Source organism: Neisseria subflava, from assembly GCF_005221305.1.
Lineage (GTDB): Bacteria > Pseudomonadota > Gammaproteobacteria > Burkholderiales > Neisseriaceae > Neisseria > Neisseria subflava.
Genome location: NZ_CP039887.1, coordinates 982,455 through 1,003,421 on the forward strand (window position 1 = coordinate 982,455; position 20,967 = coordinate 1,003,421).

22 protein-coding genes and 1 pseudogene are annotated in these 20,967 nt (G+C 48.5%); 12 read left to right on the forward strand and 11 right to left on the reverse strand.

Going from position 1 to position 20,967, the window contains the following annotated elements; translation table 11 throughout:
* Positions 1 to 90: 90 nt before the first annotated feature.
* The 4 genes from nrdD to FAH66_RS04780 all read right to left on the reverse strand — a co-directional run bounded on the left by nrdD (position 91) and on the right by FAH66_RS04780 (position 5,437).
* A complete protein-coding gene (nrdD, locus tag FAH66_RS04765; protein ID WP_137040849.1) occupies positions 91 to 1,872 on the reverse strand; it encodes an anaerobic ribonucleoside-triphosphate reductase in 1,782 nt (593 codons plus the stop codon).
* Between the two features lie 117 nt (positions 1,873 to 1,989).
* On the reverse strand, positions 1,990 to 2,499 hold the full coding sequence (gene nrdG, locus FAH66_RS04770; protein WP_137040850.1) for an anaerobic ribonucleoside-triphosphate reductase activating protein: 510 nt from the start codon (positions 2,497 to 2,499) through the stop codon (positions 1,990 to 1,992).
* Positions 2,500 to 2,786: 287 nt separating this feature from the next.
* Positions 2,787 to 3,929, reverse strand: coding sequence for a THUMP domain-containing class I SAM-dependent RNA methyltransferase (locus tag FAH66_RS04775; RefSeq protein WP_137040851.1), 1,143 nt, complete (start codon positions 3,927 to 3,929; stop codon positions 2,787 to 2,789).
* A 116-nt stretch (positions 3,930 to 4,045) separates the two neighbouring features.
* A complete protein-coding gene (locus FAH66_RS04780; RefSeq protein ID WP_137040852.1) occupies positions 4,046 to 5,437 on the reverse strand; it encodes a nucleobase:cation symporter-2 family protein in 1,392 nt (463 codons plus the stop codon).
* Between the two features lie 336 nt (positions 5,438 to 5,773).
* Between FAH66_RS04780 and dapA the strand changes: the two genes are divergently transcribed.
* The 8 genes and pseudogenes from dapA to FAH66_RS04820 form a co-directional block, all read left to right on the forward strand.
* Positions 5,774 to 6,649 (forward strand): 4-hydroxy-tetrahydrodipicolinate synthase, encoded by an 876-nt coding sequence (gene dapA / locus FAH66_RS04785; protein WP_049351544.1) that lies wholly within the window; start codon positions 5,774 to 5,776, stop codon positions 6,647 to 6,649.
* 126 nt (positions 6,650 to 6,775) lie between these two features.
* On the forward strand, positions 6,776 to 7,861 hold the full coding sequence (bamC, locus tag FAH66_RS04790; protein WP_425271370.1) for an outer membrane protein assembly factor BamC: 1,086 nt from the start codon (positions 6,776 to 6,778) through the stop codon (positions 7,859 to 7,861).
* A gap of 121 nt (positions 7,862 to 7,982) precedes the next feature.
* Entirely contained in the window at positions 7,983 to 8,213 is a 231-nt protein-coding gene (locus FAH66_RS04795; RefSeq protein WP_137040854.1) for an NGO_0222 family membrane protein, read from the forward strand.
* Between the two features lie 9 nt (positions 8,214 to 8,222).
* Positions 8,223 to 8,816: an RdgB/HAM1 family non-canonical purine NTP pyrophosphatase gene (rdgB, locus tag FAH66_RS04800; RefSeq protein WP_137040855.1), complete on the forward strand. Its 594-nt coding sequence runs from the start codon at positions 8,223 to 8,225 to the stop codon at positions 8,814 to 8,816.
* 75 nt (positions 8,817 to 8,891) lie between these two features.
* Positions 8,892 to 9,401 (forward strand): hypothetical protein, encoded by a 510-nt coding sequence (locus FAH66_RS04805; protein ID WP_137040856.1) that lies wholly within the window; start codon positions 8,892 to 8,894, stop codon positions 9,399 to 9,401.
* 59 nt (positions 9,402 to 9,460) lie between these two features.
* Positions 9,461 to 9,823, forward strand: a complete 363-nt coding sequence (locus FAH66_RS04810; protein ID WP_137040857.1) for a DUF6568 family protein — start codon at positions 9,461 to 9,463, stop codon at positions 9,821 to 9,823.
* Positions 9,824 to 9,919: 96 nt separating this feature from the next.
* Complete coding sequence (hemW, locus tag FAH66_RS04815; RefSeq protein ID WP_137040858.1) at positions 9,920 to 11,095, forward strand: radical SAM family heme chaperone HemW; 1,176 nt, start codon at positions 9,920 to 9,922, stop codon at positions 11,093 to 11,095.
* 59 nt (positions 11,096 to 11,154) lie between these two features.
* Positions 11,155 to 11,262, forward strand: a pseudogene (locus tag FAH66_RS04820) (opacity family porin); the annotation flags it as partial.
* A 104-nt stretch (positions 11,263 to 11,366) separates the two neighbouring features.
* Here FAH66_RS04820 and FAH66_RS04825 read toward each other — a convergent pair.
* From FAH66_RS04825 to ruvB, 7 genes are all read right to left on the reverse strand, one after another.
* Entirely contained in the window at positions 11,367 to 11,735 is a 369-nt protein-coding gene (locus FAH66_RS04825; RefSeq protein ID WP_003683668.1) for a VanZ family protein, read from the reverse strand.
* The gene (locus FAH66_RS04830) at positions 11,732 to 11,941 is read right to left on the reverse strand and encodes a dioxygenase (protein ID WP_107867605.1); all 210 of its coding nucleotides are present in this window, start codon (positions 11,939 to 11,941) and stop codon (positions 11,732 to 11,734) included. The genes FAH66_RS04825 and FAH66_RS04830 overlap by 4 nt, the downstream gene beginning before the upstream one ends.
* Before the next feature lie 103 nt (positions 11,942 to 12,044).
* A complete protein-coding gene (gene pth / locus FAH66_RS04835; RefSeq protein ID WP_003683307.1) occupies positions 12,045 to 12,623 on the reverse strand; it encodes an aminoacyl-tRNA hydrolase in 579 nt (192 codons plus the stop codon).
* Positions 12,624 to 12,677: 54 nt separating this feature from the next.
* Positions 12,678 to 12,950: an RnfH family protein gene (locus tag FAH66_RS04840; RefSeq protein WP_137040859.1), complete on the reverse strand. Its 273-nt coding sequence runs from the start codon at positions 12,948 to 12,950 to the stop codon at positions 12,678 to 12,680.
* Positions 12,943 to 13,374: a type II toxin-antitoxin system RatA family toxin gene (locus tag FAH66_RS04845; RefSeq protein WP_003683270.1), complete on the reverse strand. Its 432-nt coding sequence runs from the start codon at positions 13,372 to 13,374 to the stop codon at positions 12,943 to 12,945. The genes FAH66_RS04840 and FAH66_RS04845 overlap by 8 nt, the downstream gene beginning before the upstream one ends.
* Before the next feature lie 90 nt (positions 13,375 to 13,464).
* The gene (locus tag FAH66_RS04850) at positions 13,465 to 15,372 is read right to left on the reverse strand and encodes an ATP-binding cassette domain-containing protein (protein WP_137040860.1); all 1,908 of its coding nucleotides are present in this window, start codon (positions 15,370 to 15,372) and stop codon (positions 13,465 to 13,467) included.
* A gap of 121 nt (positions 15,373 to 15,493) precedes the next feature.
* Entirely contained in the window at positions 15,494 to 16,525 is a 1,032-nt protein-coding gene (gene ruvB, locus FAH66_RS04855) for a Holliday junction branch migration DNA helicase RuvB (protein ID WP_137040861.1), read from the reverse strand.
* Positions 16,526 to 16,740: 215 nt separating this feature from the next.
* On the opposite strand from ruvB, the gene cmk reads away from it, so the two are divergent.
* The 4 genes from cmk (at position 16,741) to zapE (ending at position 20,965) form a co-directional block, all read left to right on the forward strand.
* The gene (cmk, locus tag FAH66_RS04860) at positions 16,741 to 17,400 is read left to right on the forward strand and encodes a (d)CMP kinase (protein ID WP_137040862.1); all 660 of its coding nucleotides are present in this window, start codon (positions 16,741 to 16,743) and stop codon (positions 17,398 to 17,400) included.
* Between the two features lie 156 nt (positions 17,401 to 17,556).
* Positions 17,557 to 19,242: a 30S ribosomal protein S1 gene (gene rpsA / locus FAH66_RS04870; protein ID WP_137040863.1), complete on the forward strand. Its 1,686-nt coding sequence runs from the start codon at positions 17,557 to 17,559 to the stop codon at positions 19,240 to 19,242.
* 10 nt (positions 19,243 to 19,252) lie between these two features.
* Complete coding sequence (locus FAH66_RS04875) at positions 19,253 to 19,567, forward strand: integration host factor subunit beta (protein WP_003678992.1); 315 nt, start codon at positions 19,253 to 19,255, stop codon at positions 19,565 to 19,567.
* Between the two features lie 261 nt (positions 19,568 to 19,828).
* A complete protein-coding gene (zapE, locus tag FAH66_RS04885) occupies positions 19,829 to 20,965 on the forward strand; it encodes a cell division protein ZapE (protein WP_137040865.1) in 1,137 nt (378 codons plus the stop codon).
* Positions 20,966 to 20,967 lie beyond the last annotated feature (2 nt).

Here is a 20,967-nt window from a genome sequence, read left to right on the forward strand (position 1 = left end):
TCATTGAAAGAATCAGTCTATCCAAACATCCTAAAGGCCGTCTGAAATTTCAGACGGCCTTCGCTTTTGTAAGTAATCCTTTTTTAACGATTACGCCGCTTTACGGTGATAATGTCTGAGCGCGTGTTCTTTGCGCCGTCCGCTACTGAATGCAGATACGCGTTTCAGATAGCCGATGACGCGGGTGCCGTAGTCGATGTCGTGCGAACCGCAGGCGGAACAGGCGTGCAGGGTGCGTTTGTCGATGTGGCCGCATTCGTTGCAAATAGTGATGCGCACGTTCACGCAGAAGTAGTTGCAGCCGGTTTGTGCGGTGATGTCCAAGAGCGAGCGGTAGCCGGATTCGGGCAGGGCTTCGTCGAGGTTCAGGTGCAGCGCGGAGCCGCCGTCGAGCCAGTCCACCAGTTCTTTGCCGTGCAGCAGGAATTTGTCGAGCGCGTTGATTTCTTCGTCTTCGACGACGTAGAAATAGGAGTTGTAACATTCACGGCTGACTTTGTAACCGTCAGCTTTGTCCCATTTGGCGTTTTTCACGCCGAGGTTTTCGGCGGGGACAAACTCGGTGTTGAACTTCACGCCGTAGTGTTTGCTGGCGGCTTGGTTGGCTTCGAATATGGTTTTCAGACGACCTTGGACGAAGTTGATGTAATCGTCGTTGTAGCCGACTTTGATGCCTTGCGATTCGGCGGCTTCCGCCATGCCGTTGATGCCGATGGTGAGGAACTGTTTGTCCAGCGTGATAAAGCCTGCATCGTAAACGGGCAGCATTCCGGCAGCTTGGTATTCTTCCATCAGTTTGCGGTAGGCGTATTGGTATTTATGGATTTTGGCAACTTCAGCGGCAAGGTCGCGCCCGTCTTGTTCCAGTCGGTTCATGTTGATGGTGATGACGTTGATGGAACCGGTCGCCACGCCGCCCGCCCCGAGTGTGTAGCTGAAGGTGCGGTCTTCGATGGCGTTGCGCAGGCGGCAGCAGGAAGCCAACGAGTCGGGATTATCGGAAAGATAAACGAAGAAGGAATTGCCTTCCGCCAACTCTTTCGCCATTTCGTCGGCAAACACGGTGTCTTTGCATTTGCCGCCGTCGGTCAGCATCGCGGCGGTAACGACAGGGAAGGTCAAAACGGCTTTGGTGCGCTCTTGGTTAAACCATTTCAGGAAGAAGTTTTGCAGTTTGGCGACGCTTTCCCACACCGGTTTTTCAAAATCGGGGAAGACGAAATCGCCGAACATCGCGTCGAAATAGTATTGATCGTAAACAGAAATATTCCAAAACACGCTCTGATAGCCGCGCGCGGCGGCAGGCTGGTTGATGCTGTACACCACCTGCTGCATATGGTTGGCGATTTCTTTGCCGTGGGTTTCCAAATAATCGTCGCCGTAGTCTTTGCGGGCAAAGTAGTCGAAATAGGTTAGAAACTCCACCGTCGCCACCGCGCCAGCGAACTGCGCGCTGATGGCAAACACCAAGTTGATAAACGAACCGCAAAACGAAGCTAGATGCTGCGGTGCCTTTGATTCGCCGCCGAGTTTGCTTAAGCCGTCGAGTAGGAAAGGATACAGCGTAACCGACACACAATAAGGCTTGAGGCTGGTTTCGTCGTGTACATAAATCTCATGCGCCTCAATTTGGCGGATGTATTCTTCGGCGACGGATTGGTCGAAAATTTCGGCAATTTTGCGCGACACTTGGGCACGGTTAATCTGCACGAAAAAGTCTTTCATGATTTCCGCTTCCATCGTGGCGATGTTTTTCTGGGTAACGTTGGCGTTGGCGTCCATTTTCGAGCCGTCCGCCGCGTTTTGCGCGCTGATGTAGTCGTGCATGAATTGCAGTTTACTGTTTAACTGCTCGGGATGCAGCCGAATCATGTTAATTCTCCTGTAAGGTTTGGATGATTTATCAAGCAATGACGGTCAGGCCGTCTGAAACATCGCTGTCAGCGAATACAATAAATTCAATTTAAATCAGTGCAATACAGCACCAGGCTAAATTGAAGCCACTGGAAAAACTTTAGGTGCAGGTTTGTCTTTGATAAACAATCGGTTCAACACTTCGCCCGTGCGCAAATCGACAAACTTCTGATTGGTGGTCGGGCTGTCCAAGCCGCCCAGCTCCATCTGCCAGCGGCCGGTTTTCAGATACGTCAGATAAGGCAGGATGCCGTCTGAAACCGCCTCCAGCTCTTCACGCTCCAGACCGGTGTACAAACAGGCTTTCAAACCCGCCTGCGTCACGATGGCCAGCATTTTCTGCAAGGCTTTCGGTTGCCACTCCCCGCCCATAAACAACACACAGCTGATTAATCCGCGATAGCGTTTCAGACGGCCTTTTAAATAATCCTCGGTCAATTCTGTGCCGATGCCCTCTTTCCATGTATCGGCACTGTGGCAACCTTTGCAACGCAGCGGACAGCCTGAAAACAGAAATGCCAGCGACACTTCGCCTGGCACTTCCTGCCAAACAATTTGCTCAACTGTAAATTTCAAGCTGCTCATTGCAATACCATAAACACAAGATATGGTGTGAATTAAAACACAATACTACTAGATATGGTATTTTTATTTAACAATGAATTTTATCCATATAATAGATTTTTGTTATTTAACCAATTGTAAATTACTATATTAAGTTCAACTTTATACCAATAAAAAGGCCGTCTAAACACGATTCAGACGGCCTAAAATTAAAATAAGAGAAACAAACTCCGTTATAGCAAAGTCTATCTAAATAAAACAAAAAAGGCCGTCTGAAATCATCTTTCAGACGGCCTCAATTTCAGGTTTTAGCCCCGATTCGAGCCTTTAACCATATCCATCAAAAACAATCGGCAATCCAAGTTGCCATTAAACAGCGGAATTTTACGTTTCGGAGAAAGGCGCATAAATTTCGGCATATCGCGATCGCCGGTAAACATCCCAACCAGCCAACCTGCGTAATGCTGTTTCAACCATGTGCCCAGTTGAGGATAAAGCGCCTGTAAAGCCTGAATTTCGGCAAGGCGCACGCCATAAGGCGGATTGGAAATCATAATGCCGTGTTCGCCGTTTGGTCGTGCAGCCTGCGCATCTTGCACGTCAAAGCGGATGAAATTATCCACTTCGGCGGCTTGGGCATTGGCCAATGCGGCACGGATCATATAACGGTCGTTGTCGCTGCCGGAAATTGGCGCGGCGGCCGGTTTGATTTGTTTTTCAGCCTCACGGCGCAGGGCTTGCCATTTTTCTTTGTCGAAGTTTTGCAGTTTTTCAAAACCGAAACGGCGCATCAAGCCCGGCGCACGGTGTGTCGCAATCCATGCAGCCTCAATGACAATCGTGCCGCTGCCGCAAAACGGGTCTTGGAAAGGCTGCGTACCGTCATAGCCTGCCAAAAGCAGCAAACCTGCCGCCAAATTCTCTCTCAATGGCGCTTCGCCGGTATCCTGACGATAGCCGCGCTTGAAGAGAGCTTCGCCGGAAGTATCGATAAAGATTTCCACATTGCGCTCATCGATAAAGGCATGAATGCGGATATCGGGGTTGATTTTGCCCACGCTCGGACGCGCATCATAAATATCCCGGAAGGCATCACAGACGGCATCTTTGATCTTTAAACCGACAAAATCCAGGCTTTTCACATTGGCGCGCTTGCCTTCAACTTTAACTTTGAAGGTCTGCTCCAGCTTAAACCAACCTGTCCAATGCAGATTTCGTGCCAGTTTGTAGATATCGTGTTCGTTGCGATAACCGCCTTTGGTCAAGCGCAGCAAAACACGGCTGGCAACGCGCGAATGCAGGTTGATGCGATACACCTGCTCCATCGTGCCTTTACATGCCACACCGCCGTCAACAGCACGGATATCCTGACATGCCATGTTTTCAAGTTCCTGCGTCAAAGGTGCTTCCAAACCGCGAGGACAAGTGATAAAAAGTGAATAAACCGTCATATAAAACCTTTCCGGGTAGAGCTATCCGAACCACTCGGATAACAAATAAAAACAATATTATAGCCGAAAAACCAAAGGCCGTCTGAAACTTCAGACGGCCTTTGAACAAAGCTTGCTTAGTGATCCAAACTGTCGGTTTCAACCTTAACCGCTTTATCGGTTTTGTCTTCCGGCAACACCAAGTTCAACAATACCGCCATAATACCGCCGGCAGAAATTGAATTTTGGAACAATACCGGCAGGTTTTTGAACACTTCCGGTTCAAACGCCACGCCCAAACCCAAACCGACAGAAGTAGCCGCGATGACCGCTTCACGACGGCGAATACCGTGGCTGACCAAAATCCGCACACCAGCAATCGCAATCAGGCCGAACATCAACACCATCGCACCACCCAAAACCGGACTCGGAATCGTGGTAAACGCGCGGCCGATAACAGGGAACAAGCCCAACAATACCAAAATCGCCGCAATATATTTGCCCACATGGCGCGAAGCCACGCCGGTCATTTGAATCACGCCGTTGTTTTGCGCAAAAGTAGTCAAAGGCAAAGAGCCCAACGCAGTCGCAATCACAGACACCAAACCATCTGCCAATACGCCGCCGCGCAGACGTTTGGTGTATTCCTCACCCTCAATCGGCTGCTCGGAGACCATCGCAGTCGCCGTCAAGTCGCCTACCGCTTCAAATACACTCAACAAGAAAATCGCACCGGCAACGATAAACGCGTGCCAATCAAATGCGAAACCATATTTAAACGGAACAGGCAGGGTAATCAGTGGCAGGTTTTGCAGGGCGGAAAAATCTACTTTGCCCAAAAACAGCGCAACAATATAACCGATAATCAAACCCACCGCGATACCGCTCATGCGCAACAATGGATTTTTCAAACAGTTGAAAACCAATACAATCAGCAACACCAGCGATGCCAAACCCAGGTTTTCCATCGAGCCAAACGTACCGTCTGCTTTCGCACCGAAGCCGCCGCCGAAATCGGTAATGCCGACATGTACCAAGCTCAAACCAATCAACATGACGACCACACCGCTTACAGTCGGCGTAATCACTTTTTTCAAATAAGGCAAAAGCCAAGCGGAGAAGCACACCAAAAACGCGCCGACAAAGGACACGCCCAAAAGCGTTGAAATCATCACATCTTCAGTCAAACCGCCCTCTTTCATACCAGTACCGAGTGCAATCATCACGGTAACAAAAGAGAAGTTGACTGACTGAATCGACAACATGCCCGAACCGACCGGCCCGAAACGGTTGACCTGCAAATAAGTGCCGACACCGGAAGCCACCATCGCCATCGACACCAAATAAGCCGTCATTTCAACCGGCAGCTCCAACGCCCCACCGACAATCAGTGCCGGAGTAATCATCGGAACAAAAATCGCCAGAAGGTGCGTAACCGCACTCAACAACGCATTCCCAAACGGCGGCTTATCTTCCAAACCATAAACCAAATCAAGCGGTTCCGCTTGTTTTTCAGTCATTCCGGCCATGTTGAACCTTCTCTCAAGAATCGTTAAAAAATATTAAGATGCGTATTTTAACCAATTTGAAATGTATCAGCAAATTCAAAACCGTCAGGCCGTCTGAAAGTTCCGCCCAACCGTTTTCAGACGGCCTCAAACCGCCTTAACACATTTTAATTCTTGACATTATTTTTCCATCTCAAAACAAACAAACCAATGATTTAAAAATGTATTATTCATTAAGATAATGACAAGTCGCCATTAAACAGTAAAGCCGTTTAGCGGATATGTTTCACACAAACAACAAAGTAAGCTACAATCCACTGCATAATTCACCCACACCATAAAATTAAAGGTTTCCGTATGTTAAAAGGCAGTCTGGTTGCCCTGATTACTCCGATGAATCAAGACGGCAGCATCAACTACGAACAACTTCACGACTTAATCGACTGGCACATTGAAAACGGCACCGACGGCATCGTCGCAGTCGGCACTACCGGCGAGTCAGCCACCCTGCCTGTCGAAGAACATTTGGCCGTTATTGAAGCCACTGTCAAACACGTCAACAAGCGCGTTCCCGTTATCGCCGGCACAGGCGCCAACAATACTGTCGAAGCCATCGCCCTTTCCAAAGCCGCCGAGCAAGCCGGTGCGGACTACACCTTATCTGTTGTTCCCTACTACAACAAACCTTCGCAAGAAGGCATTTACCAACATTTCAAAGCCATCGCCGAAGCTACTTCGATTCCGATGGTTATCTATAATGTTCCCGGCCGTACCGTCGTCAGCATGAGCAACGACACTATTTTGCGTTTGGCCGAGATTCCGAATATCGTCGGCGTAAAAGAAGCCAGCGGCAATATCGGCAAGAACATCGAATTGATCAACAGCGTTCCTGAAGGTTTTGTCGTTTTATCCGGCGATGACCCTACCGGCCTGCCTTTCATGCTGTGTGGCGGTCATGGCGTGGTAACCGTCGCAGCCAACGTCGCACCGAAACTCTTTGCCGACATGTGCCGAGCCGCCCTTGAGGGCGATATTGCGACCGCCCGTCGTCTAAACGAGCAACTTATCCCAATTTATAACACCATGTTCTGCGAGCCCAGTCCAGCCGCGCCCAAATGGGGTCTGAGCCTATTGGGCAAATGCGAACCCCATGTTCGTCTGCCTTTGGTAGCACTGACCGAAGCCGGTCAAGCCAAAGTCCGAGCTGCTCTGGAAAAATCAGGACAAATCTGATCCGGAAATAAGGCCGTCTGAATCCCAAACACCCTTTTCAGACGGCCTCCCTGTTAAGAACTTCATCCACAGGAAAACAAGATGACCTATATCAAACCCATCGTAGTAGCCCTCGCCCTGATTAGCATGACTGCCTGTTCCGACAGCAAAAAAGAACAACCCAAACTCGACTATCAAAGTCAATCACACCGCTTGGTCAAACTGGAAGTACCACCTGATTTGAACAACCCAGACCAAGGCAACCTCTATCAATTACCAGCAGGCAGCGGCGCCGTCCGCGCCAGCGATTTCAACAAACGCCGTACCCAAGCCGTACAACAACCTGCCAATGCAGAAGTTTTGAAATCCGTTAAAGGCGTACGCCTTGAGCGTGACGGCAACCAACGCTGGTTGGTTGTCGAAGGCAAATCGCCTCGCGAAATTTGGCCTTTGCTGAAAGTGTTCTGGCAAGAAAACGGTTTCGACATCAAATCTGAAGAACCTGCCATCGGTCAAATGGAAACCGAGTGGGCAGAAAACCGAGCCAAAATCCCTCAAGACAGCCTGCGCCGTCTGTTGGATAAAGTCGGCTTGGGCGGTATCTACTCTACCAGCGAACGCGACAAGTTCATCATCCGCATCGAACAAGGTAAAAATGGTTCGACCGATATCTTCTTCGCCCACAAAGGCATGAAAGAAGTTTATGCCGACCGTAAAAAAGACACTACGATGTGGCAGCCGGGTGAAAACGACCCTAACCTCGAAGCCGCATTCCTCGCCCGCTTTATGCAATATTTGGGCGTTGACAGTCAGCAGGCCGAACAGGCTCTGACCCAAAGCGTTGCAGCCCGCAGCAATGCGTCTGAATTGGCGCGTGTGGACAATGGCACTTTATTGCTGGCAGGCGATTACGGCCGCAACTGGCGCCGTACCGCCCTTGCGCTTGACCGCATCGGTCTGACTGTTATCGGTCAAAATGCCGAACGCCGCGCTTTCTTGGTTCAACAAGCGCCAACCGAAGGCGAAGCAGTTGCCAATAAAAAACCGGGTCTGTTCAAACGCGTATTTGGCAAAGGCAAAGCAGAAGCGCCAAAAACTTATCCTGAAATCATCGTTTATGTTGAGCCTATCAACAATGGCGCACGCCTCCATCTGTTGAACAAAGACGGCAGCCCATACAAAGGCAGCGATGCCTCCACATTGTTGAGCCGCCTGCACACAGAATTGCGTTAATCCGTTATTCGACTTAAGGCCGTCTGAAATATTCAGACGGCCTTTTTAACGAATACGGCATGGTTTCAAATTCCTAATCTGACGTTATAATCAGAACATTTTTCCCCTTACCCAAGCTGCCATGACCCGACAAAAAGCCTATCTGCTCCTGACTGCCCTGTTTACCCTGATGTTTATCGTACTGATTCTGTTGGGCGCTTATCTTCTGAGCATTCACAGCAAACAATTTGCCTTTGCCGCCTTTCTGTTTGCCTTTGCAGCCGTTTTTGCCCAAATCGGCAGCCTTGCCCTTTACATCCGCCACAAAGCACGCGCACAAATGGCTCGTATGCAGCAAACCGAAAACCATTAAGGAAAAATCATGTTTGAAAAAATCGTCCTCGCCAGTGGCAACGCAGGCAAACTCAAAGAATTTTCCCGCCTCTTTGCCGACTTAAACATCGAAGTCCTGCCGCAATCGCAGTTCAATATGCCCGAATGCCCCGAGCCGTACCATACCTTCATTGAAAATGCCCTGGCTAAAGCACGTCATGCCGCTAAATACAGCGGCTTACCCGCACTTGCCGACGACTCCGGCATCTGCACCAACGCCTTAAACGGCGCACCCGGCATTTTCTCCGCACGTTATGCAGGTGAAAACCCCAAATCCGATGCCGCAAACAACGCCAAACTCTCTGCCGATCTTGCCGATAAAGACGATAAAAGCTGCTACTACGTCTGCGTCCTTGTCCTCGTCCGCCACGAAAACGACCCGCAACCCATCATTGCAGAAGGTATTTGGCACGGACAATGGCAGACCGAGGCAGCCGGCACAAACGGCTTCGGCTACGACCCGCATTTCTATCTGGCCGAACACGGTTGCACCGCCGCCGAGCTTGATCCTGAAATCAAAAATGCTGAAAGCCACCGCGCCCAAGCATTGCGTGAACTATTAAGAAAAATCGAATCCTTATAAATCAATAATAGGCCGTCTGAAAACCTGAAACGTTTTTTTAGATGTTCTAAATCCAACAAATAATGAAAGAAATCCATGTCCCCTAAGCAAATCCTGATTGTCGTCATCCGCTTGGTCGTTTTAATCGGCATCGTACAAACACTTGGCGGCATTGCTACCATATTCGCACAGTCAGAAAGCATGTATGACAGCAAACAAATTCCGCCCGTACTGATGTTCTACGGCTTGTATTTAATTGCATGGCTGCTGCTATGGTGTTTCCCTGCCGCCATTGCCAACCGCCTATTGCCCGAACATCTGCAAACCGTACAGGAAGCCCCAAAACACCCTGCACCATGGCTGACGACCGGTATTGTATTAATAGGCATATATACTGTTTTCCAAGCTATCCCCGACCTAATTTACCAGTTCTCTCTCTATCTTTTTGTACAGTCTATTGCTATCGACACACATACATCCGTTTGGGCGGACCTCGGCGCACAAAACCAAGCCGGTATACTTGCCAACATCACGCAGCTTTTTATCGGCATTTTCCTGCTATTCGGTGCACCCAAACTCTCATCTTGGATGCGCAAAAGACTTTAACTACATAAAAACAACAGGCCGTCTGAAACCTTCAGACGGCCTACCTCACATTCATTCCCATGCCCAAACCCTCGCCTGAAGAATTGGCAGTCTTTGCAAAACACATCGCTGCTTTCATCCCAACCACACCCGACAAACTTCTTCAACTTATTGACAGTCAAGAAACTGCTATCGTCTTTCTAGGCAAACCAAGTTGTTCATACTGCCGCCGTTTTGTTGCAAAACTGTCTACCGTTTCCATAAACAAGCAGCTTACCATCCACTTTACTGACAGCAGCAATAAAGCAGCTTTAAAAACTTTTCGTGAGCAATACAGCATCAGAACTGTTCCCGCACTACTCAACATCTCACAAGGCAAAATAAAATTTGTCTGCAATTCCAAATTATCAGAAGAAGAAATTGAAGCTTTTTTGAGTGCCTAGACTGCGCAAATTTCCTACTGATTACTTTCCCGGCCGACATTTCAGTTAAAATAACGGCCTAAAAATTTCAGACGGCCTTGCGCCCCAACACATACCATGACCCAAATTACCTTCCAACGCCCCGGCCAGCTAACTGCCCTGCCTCCTTTATCACTCTATATCCATATTCCTTGGTGCATCAAAAAATGTCCATATTGCGACTTTAATTCCCACAGCCTGAAAAACGGCCTGCCGGAAGACGCCTATATCGATGCCCTATTAACCGACTTGCAGCTTGAATTGCCCAATATTTGGGGCAGACCGGTGGAAACCATATTTTTCGGCGGCGGTACACCCAGCCTGTTTCAAGCGAAATCAATTGACCGCTTGTTAAGCGGCGTGCGTTCGCTGTTGCGCTTGCAACCCGAAGCGGAAATTACTTTGGAAGCCAATCCAGGCACATTTGAAATTGAGAAGTTTCAAGGATTTAAAGACGCAGGCATTACGCGCCTGTCTATCGGCGTACAAAGTTTTAACGACGATATGCTGACTAGATTGGGACGCGTTCACAACGGCAAGGAAGCCTTAACCGCCATAGCTACTGCCTTGAAATTATTTGATAAAGTCAATATCGACTTGATGTATGCCCTGCCGAACCAGACCGTTCAGACGGCATTGGATGACGTTCAAACCGCCATCGCCACAGGCGCGACACACATCAGCGCGTATCATCTGACGATGGAGCCGAACACACCGTTTGGTCATACGCCGCCGAAAGGTTTGCCGCAAGATGAAGCAGCTTTGGATATTGAAGATGCCGTACACGGCGAATTGGAAGGCGCAGGCTTTATTCACTACGAAACATCGGCTTTTGCAAAACCTGGTATGCAGTGCCGCCATAATTTGAACTATTGGCAGTTCGGCGATTACTTGGGCATAGGCGCGGGCGCACACGGCAAAATTTCCTATCCCGACCGTATCGAACGAACTGTCCGCCGTCGCCACCCCAACGACTATCTTGCCGCTATGCAAAGCAATCCGCATGAAGCCGTTGAACGCAAAACCGTTGCTGCTGAAGACCTTCCATTCGAATTCATGATGAACGCCCTGCGCCTGACCGACGGTGTACCTGCTTCAATGCTGCAGGAACGTACCGGCGTACCCACTGCAAAAATCATGGCTCAAATCGAAACCGCCAGACAAAAAGGCCTGCTTGAATCAGACCCGACTGTGTTCCGCCCGACCGAGCAAGGCCGTTTGTTCTTAAACGACTTGTTACAGTGTTTTTTATAAGTGCTTTTTTACAACAGTTAAAACATTTTTAGATTTGCTTAATTTACGACAAGAAAATACAAAACGTTGCCTTGGATGCAGGCTATCGCTATAACCACTGGAGCAAGATCAATAACGTTAAGCTCCATTCCCACGAAGTATCTGCCGGCGTACGCGTAACATTCTAATTCTTATCATGAAGCAATCATTGCTTCAAATATCAAGTAACAAAAGGCCGTCTGAAACCTGTTTCTCAGGATTTCAGACGGCCTTTTAACTTCTTTAAATATATCTAACTTTTTGCTGTTTTTACTTTTTCTGCAAACCACAGCGCCGCAGCCGTACCTGCCATATCGGCAATGCCGTCCGCAATCGAACCTTGCCGCGTAGCAGTCAGAAATGCCTGAGCCAACTCACTTCCTACTGCAAACAATAAAGCGGCAAACAGAATGCCTTTATAGGGAATATTCCTATTGTCTTGAATAAATATTTTTGCGCACAGCCATGCCTGACCGAAAAACAGTCCGAAATGGCCGACTTTATCAAAATGGGGAAATGGTGGAGCACTATTGCCACCCTCTTTGAAAAGTAAGGCATAAATGGCGGCGGCAAACCAGATCAAGGCAGCGGCAGTAAATTTGTTTAATGGTAAGGCTTTCATTTGTCGGCCTCTTCATCCAGCCATGTTTGGCAGATATCTGCCAAGCGGACAAATTTCCCACCCCGCACCTTCAAAATATCACGCCATTGTGCCACTTCTTCTGCATCCGGGGCATCTTCAATACTGCATTCGTAAAGGCAGAAGTCTAATGTTTCGCCAACAATGCCTGGGGCTTCGGTCTGCATAAGGCTAGTCAGTTCGCTCATATTTACTGTTTCTTTGATTGGTTTATCACTAGTCAGACTGCGCCGTCTGTTTTCAGGCCGTCTGAACATGATGCGCAAGGTTGCCTGTTTGATTCGGGTACGCTTACTTACTGTGTAAAAAACGTGTTGCCTCTTCCCATTCGCCATTTAACACGGCCGGCAATCCTTGCAGGGATTTGGCGATGGAGTCATCAATTTGCTGTCTATGTTCCGCCGACGGTTTATTCAACACATAACCGACAACTAGATTACGGTCGCCCGGATGATCAATACCTAAGCGCAGGCGGTAGAAATTAGGCGTACCCAAGCGAGCCTGAATGTCTTTGAGGCCGTTGTGTCCGCCGTTGCCGCCGCCAAGTTTGAATTTGATACGGCCGCATGGAATATCCAGCTCGTCATGAACCACCAAGATCTCCTCCGGCTTGATTTTGTAAAATTGAGCCAAAGCGGCTACTGCCTGACCGGAGCGGTTCATAAAGGTCATGGGTTTGAGCAGCCAAACATCGCCATCCGGCGTAGTGGCGCGCGCTACTTCGCCGTAAAATTTCTTTTCGTCTTTAAAATTGACTTTCCATTTCCACGCCAGTTCGTCCAACAGCCAAAAGCCGACATTGTGGCGCGTTTGTTCGTATTCTTGGCCTGGATTGCCCAAACCGACGATTAATTTAATTTTCAAGCTCATTACTGTTCTTTCAGTTTGACAGGCCGTCTGAAAAAGTTTCAGACGGCCTTTGATTTATTCTTGCCCTGCGCGTTTACGTCGCGCTTCTTTCGGATCAATCAACAATGGACGATAGACCTCAATCCGATCACCATCGCGCAACACAGTCTCGCCTTTCACAGTCTTGCCGAAAATACCCAAAGGCGCTTGCTGTAAATCCAACTCTGGGAACTCCACCTCCAATCCGCTTTGCAGGGCAGCTTCGCGTACGGTTGTACCTTCGACAACGGTCATGCTCTTCAACACTTGCCTGTCGGCCAGTCCGTAAACAATTTCAATCTCAAGCATAGCGGCGGTCGGCCTCTTTAATAAAAGCATCCACCAACGTACCGGCAAGATGGCCGAACACTGGGGAAATCATGGCAGAGAGTACTGCATTGGAAAAATCGTATTCTAATCTGAATTCGACTTTACACATATCATCGCCCAAATCGATAAATTTCCAAGTGCCGCGCAAGGTTTTAAACGGCCCTTCGAGCAAATCCATGCGGATTTCCTGCCCCGGTATATTGTGGTTGTGCGTCGCAAATGACTGTTTGACGCGCATATAGTCCATAAACAGGCGCGCTTTTAGCTCATTTCCTTTGCGTTCGATGACTTCGGTCTTGCTGTACCACGGCAAAAATTTTGGATAGTCCTCAACTTTGTCCACCAGCTCAAACATTTCCTTAGCGCTATGCAGCACCAATACGTTTTTCTCGACTTTTTTCATGTTGGTTGTAGACCTTGTTTTTGAATATTCGGGGTTCAGACGGCATGATTTAGAAAAATACCTGCCCTACTTTGGGACAAAATTCCCAATTTAAACCGCTTCGCCATTTTGTTTCGCTTCCAGCCATTCCCAGCGTTCCAGCTTTTCCAAAAGCAGCATTTCAATTTCTTCAGCCCTGCTTTGTAACGCACCTGCTTTTTCATAATCTTTGAAAATTTCAGGATCGGAAAGCTGGGTATTGATTTCAGCCTGCTCGGTTTCCAAGGCGGCGATTTCATCAGGCAGGGCATCGAGTTCACGCTGTTCTTTATAGGAAAGTTTGACCGTGCGGTTGGCTTTGGGTTTGACTTTTTCAGGTTCGGCAACCGCTTTAGGCGCAGAGGCCGTCTGAATTTTATCTTCCCGCGATTTTGCGTCAATATAGTCTTGATAACCGCCGATGTATTCTTTCAGACGGCCTTGTCCTTCAAAAACAATGCTTTGGGTAATCACATTATCCAAGAACATACGGTCATGCGAGACAAGGAATACCGTGCCTTGATAATCACGCAGTAAGTCTTCGAGCAGCTCTTGGGTGTCGATGTCCAAGTCGTTGGTCGGTTCGTCCAGGACCAAGATATTGGCAGGACGGGTGAAGAGTTTTGCCAGCAAAAGGCGGTTGCGTTCGCCGCCGGAGAGCGATGAAACAGGGCTTTGCGCGCGGGCAGGATGGAACAGGAAATCTTCCAGATAGCTCATAACGTGTTTTTTCTTGCCGCCGACTTCAACGTAATCATTGCCCTGTCCGAGCGTGTAAAACACAGTATCGTTTTCATTCAACGCGCTGCGGAACTGGTCAAAATAGGCAACTTCCTGCTTGCTGCCAATGCGGATTCTGCCGTAGGTCGGCTGCAATTCACCCAAAATCAGCTTGAGGAAGGTGGTTTTACCGATACCGTTTGGACCGATTAAGCCGATTTTGTCGCCACGCTGCAAAATGGCGGAGAATTTGTCCATGATGACTTTGTCGCCATAGGCAAACGAGGCATGTTCCAATTCGGCAATGATTTTGCCGCTCTTCTCGCCACTGTCGAGCTTAAAATTGACCTGCCCTTGTACATTGCGGCGTTCGGCGCGCTGGCGGCGCAGCTCTTCCAAACGACGCACGCGGCCTTCATTACGTGTACGGCGCGCTTCGATGCCTTTGCGTATCCATGCTTCTTCCTGAGCATGAAATTTGTCAAACAAGCGGTTATGTTCTGCTTCAACCGCCAATTCTTGCGCTTTTTTCTCGCTGTATTTAGAGAACGAACCGGGATAGGAGCGCAGAATGCCACGGTCTAGTTCGACAATCCGCGTGGCGATATTATCCAAAAAACGGCGGTCGTGGGTAATCACGACCAGACTGCCTTCAAACGCTTTAAGCAGATTTTCCAACCAAATAATCGCGTCAATGTCCAAATGGTTGGTCGGCTCGTCCAGCAGCAATACATCGGGCTTCTGCACCCAAGCCTGCGCCAAGGCGACACGCTTTTTCTGGCCGCCGGAGAGGTTGCCGATTTTTTCGTTTTCCGGCAAACCGAGTTCGCCCAAAGTCTGCTTGACTGCCGCATCCAGTTTCCAGCCGTCCTTCGCTTCAATTTCAAGTTGCAATTCGTTGAGCTCTTTCAACAAAGCCTCACTCGAACCATTTTCCAACTCATGGCTGACATGATGATAACGGCGCAATAAATCGCGAATTTCGCCCAAACCTTCGGCAACGGTATCAAATACGGTTGCGTCCTTATCAAAAAAGGATTCCTGCGGTACATAAACGATTTTGAGGTTGTTTTGAACAATAATCTGCCCATCGTCGAGCTTTTGTACGCCGGCGAGGATTTTTAAAAACGAAGACTTACCCGCACCGTTACGGCCGATTAAACCGATTTTCTCGCCGCTGTCGAGTTGAAAAGAAGTTTTGTCGAGCAAGGCGACGTGGCCGACGGCAAAAGAAGCATTTTCTACGGATAAGATATTCATGGGGAAACTTCAAAAAAGAAAAGGGAGACATTTTAACCGATTATCGGCAGATATTTGCCGACAATCATATGAAATTGAAGTATCAGGCCGTCTGAAAGCAGTTTTCAGACGGCCTTCATTATTATTCTTGAACCTTCAAGCCGAAATGCAGATAGGCTCGTTCTGTTGCTACACGTCCGCGCGGTGTACGCTGCAAAAAGCCCTGCTGAATCAGATATGGTTCAATCACATCTTCGATGGTATCGGTTGATTCACCAATCGCAGCAGCCACGTTTTCCAAACCGACAGGGCCGCCGCTGAACTTGTGCAGAATCGCCTCAAGGAATTTCCTGTCCATCACATCCAAACCATGACCGTCCACATCCAGCATACTCAAAGCCGCATCGGCAATTTCCGCATCAATGACACCGTTGTTTTTCACATCAGCGTAATCGCGCACACGTCGCAAAAGGCGGTTGGCAATACGCGGCGTACCGCGGCTGCGCTTGGCCACTTCCATCGCGCCCTCTTCACCCATATCCAACTGCAATAGTTGAGCAGAACGGGTAACAATAGTTGCCAAGTCTTTGTTTTGATAAAACTCCAATCGGGATACGATACCGAAACGGTCGCGCAAAGGATTGGTCAGCATACCGGCACGGGTCGTTGCGCCTACCAATGTAAACGGCGGCAAATCGATTTTGACCGAACGCGCGGCCGGTCCTTCGCCTATCATGATGTCCAACTGATAATCTTCAAGCGCAGGATAAAGGATTTCTTCAACCACAGGACTTAAACGGTGGATTTCATCGATAAACAGCACATCATGCGGCTCAAGATTAGTCAACAAGGCTGCAAGGTCGCCGGCACGTTCCAAAACCGGGCCGCTGGTTTGACGCAAATTAACGCCTAACTCTTTAGCGATAATGTGTGCCAAAGTAGTTTTGCCCAAACCCGGAGGACCAAACAGCAAAGTGTGGTCAAGCGCTTCACCACGTTTTTTCGCTGCCTGAATAAAAATGGCCAACTGCTCTTTTGCTTTATCCTGCCCGATATAGTCGTCTAAAGTTTTCGGACGCAAAGCGCGTTCAAGCAATTCTTCCTGAGCGGAAATATTTTGAGCAGTGATAATGCGCTGAGGTTGTGCAGAAGTAAGATTATCAGTTTGTAACATAATGTTCTAAATTCTAAGACCGTTCCCGACCCGTTATTTCAGACGGCCCGAACAATCAGATAAAGCGGTTAAATTATGATTTTGGCCATTATACCCGATAAGGCCGAGCCACTTTTCCCTCAAATCTAAATCACACAAAAATTTTCGCTTTCAGACGGCCAAAGCAACGTATAATAAACGGTTGATTCAAATACCTATCGCATTCAGGAGAACACATGAGCCTCAAGCAAAAAGTCATTGCCATCGACGGCCCCAGCGCATCCGGTAAAGGGACGGTTGCCTCACGCGTAGCCGAAGCCTTGGGTTTTCTTTACCTCGACTCCGGTGCGCTTTACCGCCTGACCGCACTTTACGCACAAAAACACAATGTTGCCTGGACAGATGAAGACACCGTCAGCACACTGACAGAAACTTTACCCGCACAATTTGAAGGCAGCGCCGTATTATTGAACGGCGAAGATGTATCCGAGCAAATCCGTACCGAAGCGATCGGCATGGGCGCATCTGCCGTCGCACAGTTGCCTAAAGTGCGTGCCGCCCTTTTGCAACGCCAACGCGACTTCCTAACTGAAAAAGGCTTGGTCGCCGACGGCCGCGATATTGGCTCGGTTATTTTCCCTGATGCCGCATTAAAAATTTTCCTGACCGCAAGTGCCAATGTCCGCGCCCAACGTCGTGCCAAACAACTCGGTATCCCATGCGAAGGCGTTGCATTCGAGCGTATTTTGTCGGACATTGAAGCGCGCGACGAAGCAGACCGCCGCCGCCCTGTTGCTCCGTTGAAACAGCTGCCCGACGCCCTGCTTTTAGACACTGATAACCTTTCTATCGAAGAAGCTGTAAAAAAAGTGCTTGATTGGTATCATAAAGTTTAAAATTTGGAGTATAATTGCGAAGTTTTCATTTCAGACGGCCTGTTAACCCTATAACAAGGCCGTCTGAAAACATTTTTCCCAACCTGCCGCGCCAAGGACGGCAGGTCATTTCAAACCTAACCCGCACCCCTTGGCGGTGTACCGAAAAGAGTATATATGACTATGGAAAATTTTGCCCAGCTGCTGGAAGAAAGCTTTACCCTGCAAGAGATGAACCCAGGTGAAGTGATTACTGCCGAAGTAGTCGGCATCGATCAAAACTTCGTTACCGTTAACGCAGGTCTGAAATCAGAATCTCTGATTGATGTTGCTGAATTCAAAAACGCTCAGGGCGAGATTGAAGTTAAAGTTGGCGATTTCGTTACCGTTACCATCGAATCTGTTGAAAACGGCTTCGGCGAAACCAAACTGTCCCGCGAAAAAGCCAAACGCGCTGCCGACTGGATCGCTTTGGAAGAAGCTATGGAAAACGGCGACATCCTGTCCGGCGTTATCAATGGCAAAGTCAAAGGCGGCCTGACTGTTATGATCAACAGCATCCGCGCATTCCTGCCGGGTTCTTTGGTTGACGTACGTCCTGTAAAAGACACTTCTCACTTCGAAGGCAAAGAAATTGAATTCAAAGTGATCAAACTGGACAAAAAACGCAACAACGTTGTTGTGTCCCGCCGCGCTGTTCTGGAAGCTACTTTGGGTGAAGAACGCAAAGCCTTGCTGGAAAACCTGCAAGAAGGTTCAGTTATCAAAGGTATCGTTAAAAACATCACCGATTACGGTGCATTCGTTGACTTGGGCGGCATCGACGGTCTGTTGCACATCACCGACTTGGCATGGCGCCGTGTGAAACACCCAAGCGAAGTTTTGGAAGTTGGTCAAGAAGTTGAAGCCAAAGTCCTGAAATTCGACCAAGACAAACAACGCGTTTCTCTGGGTATGAAACAACTGGGCGAAGATCCTTGGAGCGGCCTGACCCGTCGTTACCCACAAGGTACCCGCCTGTTCGGTAAAGTATCCAACCTGACTGACTACGGTGCGTTCGTTGAAATCGAACAAGGCATCGAAGGTTTGGTACACGTTTCCGAAATGGATTGGACCAACAAAAACGTACACCCAAGCAAAGTTGTTCAACTTGGTGACGAAGTTGAAGTAATGATCCTGGAAATCGACGAAGACCGTCGCCGTATCTCTTTGGGTATGAAACAATGCCAAGCTAACCCTTGGGAAGAATTTGCCGCCAACCACAACAAAGGCGACAAAATCTCTGGCGCAGTTAAATCTATCACTGACTTCGGCGTATTCGTAGGTCTGCCTGGCGGCATCGACGGTCTGGTTCACTTGTCCGACCTGTCTTGGACTGAAGCCGGCGAAGAAGCTGTACGCAAATACAAAAAAGGCGAAGAAGTTGAAGCCGTTGTATTGGCCATCGACGTTGAAAAAGAACGCATCTCTTTGGGTATCAAACAACTGGAAGGTGATCCGTTCGGCAACTTCATCAGCGTAAATGACAAAGGTTCTTTGGTTAAAGGTTCTGTGAAATCTGTTGACGCCAAAGGTGCAGTAGTAGCTCTGTCTGAAGAAGTTGAAGGCTACCTGCCTGCTTCTGAATTCGCTGCTGACCGCGTTGAAGACCTGACTACTAAACTGAAAGAAGGCGACGAAGTTGAAGCCGTTATCGTTACCGTTGACCGCAAAAACCGCAGCATCCGTCTGTCTATTAAAGCGAAAGACGCTAAAGAAAACCGCGAAGCGCTGAATTCAGTTAACGCCGCTGCAACCGCCAATGCCGGTACTACCAGCCTGGGCGACTTGCTGAAAGCCAAACTGTCCGGCGACCAAGAATAAGGTTGCAGACATGACGAAGTCTGAATTGATGGTTCGCCTCGCAGAAGTGTTTGCCGAAAAAAATGGCAACCAACTGCTGGCTAAAGATGTCGAATACAGTGTAAAAGTCTTGGTTGATACCATGACCCGCTCACTGGCTCGTGGACAACGTATCGAAATCCGCGGCTTCGGCAGCTTCGACTTGAACCACCGCCCTGCCCGTATCGGGCGCAACCCGAAAACCGGCGAACGCGTGGAAGTGCCTGAAAAGCATGTTCCTCACTTCAAACCAGGTAAAGAGTTGCGTGAGCGTGTAGACTTGGCATTGCAAGAAAGTGCTCATTAATACTTAGTAGCAAAACGCCGCAGAAATGCGGCGTTTTTTTTGTTTTCGCAAGAAATACCAAAGCCAGCTCTTTTCACGCATACCTTAATCGCACACTATTTCAACTATATTTACTACAATGCTTTTGCAAAAAACGCAGGCCGTCTGAAATCATTTATAATAGACCGACTATTCTGTAATGAAAACATCATTCCAACTACTATCCAAACTATTGCGGATGATGTTTCAACTATCGCCAGCAAAGCATAATAAAGGTTACACATGAGCAATAGAGACCAACTATTCACACCACCTCCATTTGAAAACCACAGCCCATTGACTTGGTATCAAGCTGCAGCCGAACAGCCTAACTTTATCCGCGACGAAGCCCAAGCGCGAGCCATTGAATATTTGGATCGTTTGTGGACCGAGCTGATGATGTTCAAACGCAAACGCAACCGTTTTCTCGGCCGTAGCTTGCGTTCCCCCCAAGTACCTAAAGGACTCTATTTTTATGGCGGCGTAGGACGCGGTAAAAGTTTCTTGATGGATGCTTTTTTCGGCTGTCTCCCTTATCGTCGCAAGCGTCGCGTGCATTTCCATGCCTTCATGGCCGAAATCCATCAGCGCCTTAAAGTCTTGAAAAGCGAAGCCAATCCCTTAAAAGCCGTTGCAACAGAAATTTCCAAAGAAACACGAGTTTTGTGTTTTGACGAGTTTCACGTCAGCGATATTGCCGATGCCATGATTTTGGGTCGCTTGCTGGAAAACCTGTTGAGTGAAGGTGTCGTCTTGGTAGCCACTTCCAACTACGTCCCATCCGAACTCTATCCTCAAGGCCAAAACCGCAGTAGCTTTCTGCCAACCATCGCTCTTATCGAGTCCAACCTGACTGTTTTAAATGTGGATGGCGGCGAAGATTACCGCTTGCGTACGTTGCGTCCTGCCGAAATTTTCTTTGTCCCCAATAATGAAGAAAACGAGCAAAAACTGGCTGCTTTATTTAAAGAAATGAGCGGAATCTCTGAATTAAACCCAGGCATCAGCATTATTCATGGACGGGAAATTCCTCATAAAGCCCAGTCAGAACGCGCCATCTGGTTTGATTTCCGCGCATTATGTTTTGGCCCGCGCTCTCAAGCTGACTATTTGTATTTAGCCGAACATTACGAGATGGTTTTCCTTTCAGGGTTAGAACGCCTAACCCCGCAAGAAAAAGCAGAAGCACGCCGTCTGACATGGTTAATTGACGTTTTATACGATTTCCGTGTGAAGCTGTGCGCTACCAGCGCAGTTGGTGTAAACGATATTTACGTCGAAGGCGATTTTGCAGAAGAATTTACCCGTACGGCCAGCCGTATGATCGAAATGCAATCTGAAGTCTACTTGGAACAACTGCACCTGACTTTAAGCAAATAATG

Coding starts and splice junctions, on each gene's coding strand:
- nrdD (WP_137040849.1), bottom strand. CDS start 1,872: ATGATTCGGCTGCATCCCGAGCAGTTAAACAGTAAACTGCAATTCATG.
- nrdG (WP_137040850.1), bottom strand. CDS start 2,499: ATGAGCAGCTTGAAATTTACAGTTGAGCAAATTGTTTGGCAGGAAGTG.
- FAH66_RS04775 (WP_137040851.1), bottom strand. CDS start 3,929: ATGACGGTTTATTCACTTTTTATCACTTGTCCTCGCGGTTTGGAAGCA.
- FAH66_RS04780 (WP_137040852.1), bottom strand. CDS start 5,437: ATGGCCGGAATGACTGAAAAACAAGCGGAACCGCTTGATTTGGTTTAT.
- dapA (WP_049351544.1), top strand. CDS start 5,774: ATGTTAAAAGGCAGTCTGGTTGCCCTGATTACTCCGATGAATCAAGAC.
- bamC (WP_425271370.1), top strand. CDS start 6,776: ATGACTGCCTGTTCCGACAGCAAAAAAGAACAACCCAAACTCGACTAT.
- FAH66_RS04795 (WP_137040854.1), top strand. CDS start 7,983: ATGACCCGACAAAAAGCCTATCTGCTCCTGACTGCCCTGTTTACCCTG.
- rdgB (WP_137040855.1), top strand. CDS start 8,223: ATGTTTGAAAAAATCGTCCTCGCCAGTGGCAACGCAGGCAAACTCAAA.
- FAH66_RS04805 (WP_137040856.1), top strand. CDS start 8,892: ATGTCCCCTAAGCAAATCCTGATTGTCGTCATCCGCTTGGTCGTTTTA.
- FAH66_RS04810 (WP_137040857.1), top strand. CDS start 9,461: ATGCCCAAACCCTCGCCTGAAGAATTGGCAGTCTTTGCAAAACACATC.
- hemW (WP_137040858.1), top strand. CDS start 9,920: ATGACCCAAATTACCTTCCAACGCCCCGGCCAGCTAACTGCCCTGCCT.
- FAH66_RS04825 (WP_003683668.1), bottom strand. CDS start 11,735: ATGAAAGCCTTACCATTAAACAAATTTACTGCCGCTGCCTTGATCTGG.
- FAH66_RS04830 (WP_107867605.1), bottom strand. CDS start 11,941: ATGAGCGAACTGACTAGCCTTATGCAGACCGAAGCCCCAGGCATTGTT.
- pth (WP_003683307.1), bottom strand. CDS start 12,623: ATGAGCTTGAAAATTAAATTAATCGTCGGTTTGGGCAATCCAGGCCAA.
- FAH66_RS04840 (WP_137040859.1), bottom strand. CDS start 12,950: ATGCTTGAGATTGAAATTGTTTACGGACTGGCCGACAGGCAAGTGTTG.
- FAH66_RS04845 (WP_003683270.1), bottom strand. CDS start 13,374: ATGAAAAAAGTCGAGAAAAACGTATTGGTGCTGCATAGCGCTAAGGAA.
- FAH66_RS04850 (WP_137040860.1), bottom strand. CDS start 15,372: ATGAATATCTTATCCGTAGAAAATGCTTCTTTTGCCGTCGGCCACGTC.
- ruvB (WP_137040861.1), bottom strand. CDS start 16,525: ATGTTACAAACTGATAATCTTACTTCTGCACAACCTCAGCGCATTATC.
- cmk (WP_137040862.1), top strand. CDS start 16,741: ATGAGCCTCAAGCAAAAAGTCATTGCCATCGACGGCCCCAGCGCATCC.
- rpsA (WP_137040863.1), top strand. CDS start 17,557: ATGACTATGGAAAATTTTGCCCAGCTGCTGGAAGAAAGCTTTACCCTG.
- FAH66_RS04875 (WP_003678992.1), top strand. CDS start 19,253: ATGACGAAGTCTGAATTGATGGTTCGCCTCGCAGAAGTGTTTGCCGAA.
- zapE (WP_137040865.1), top strand. CDS start 19,829: ATGAGCAATAGAGACCAACTATTCACACCACCTCCATTTGAAAACCAC.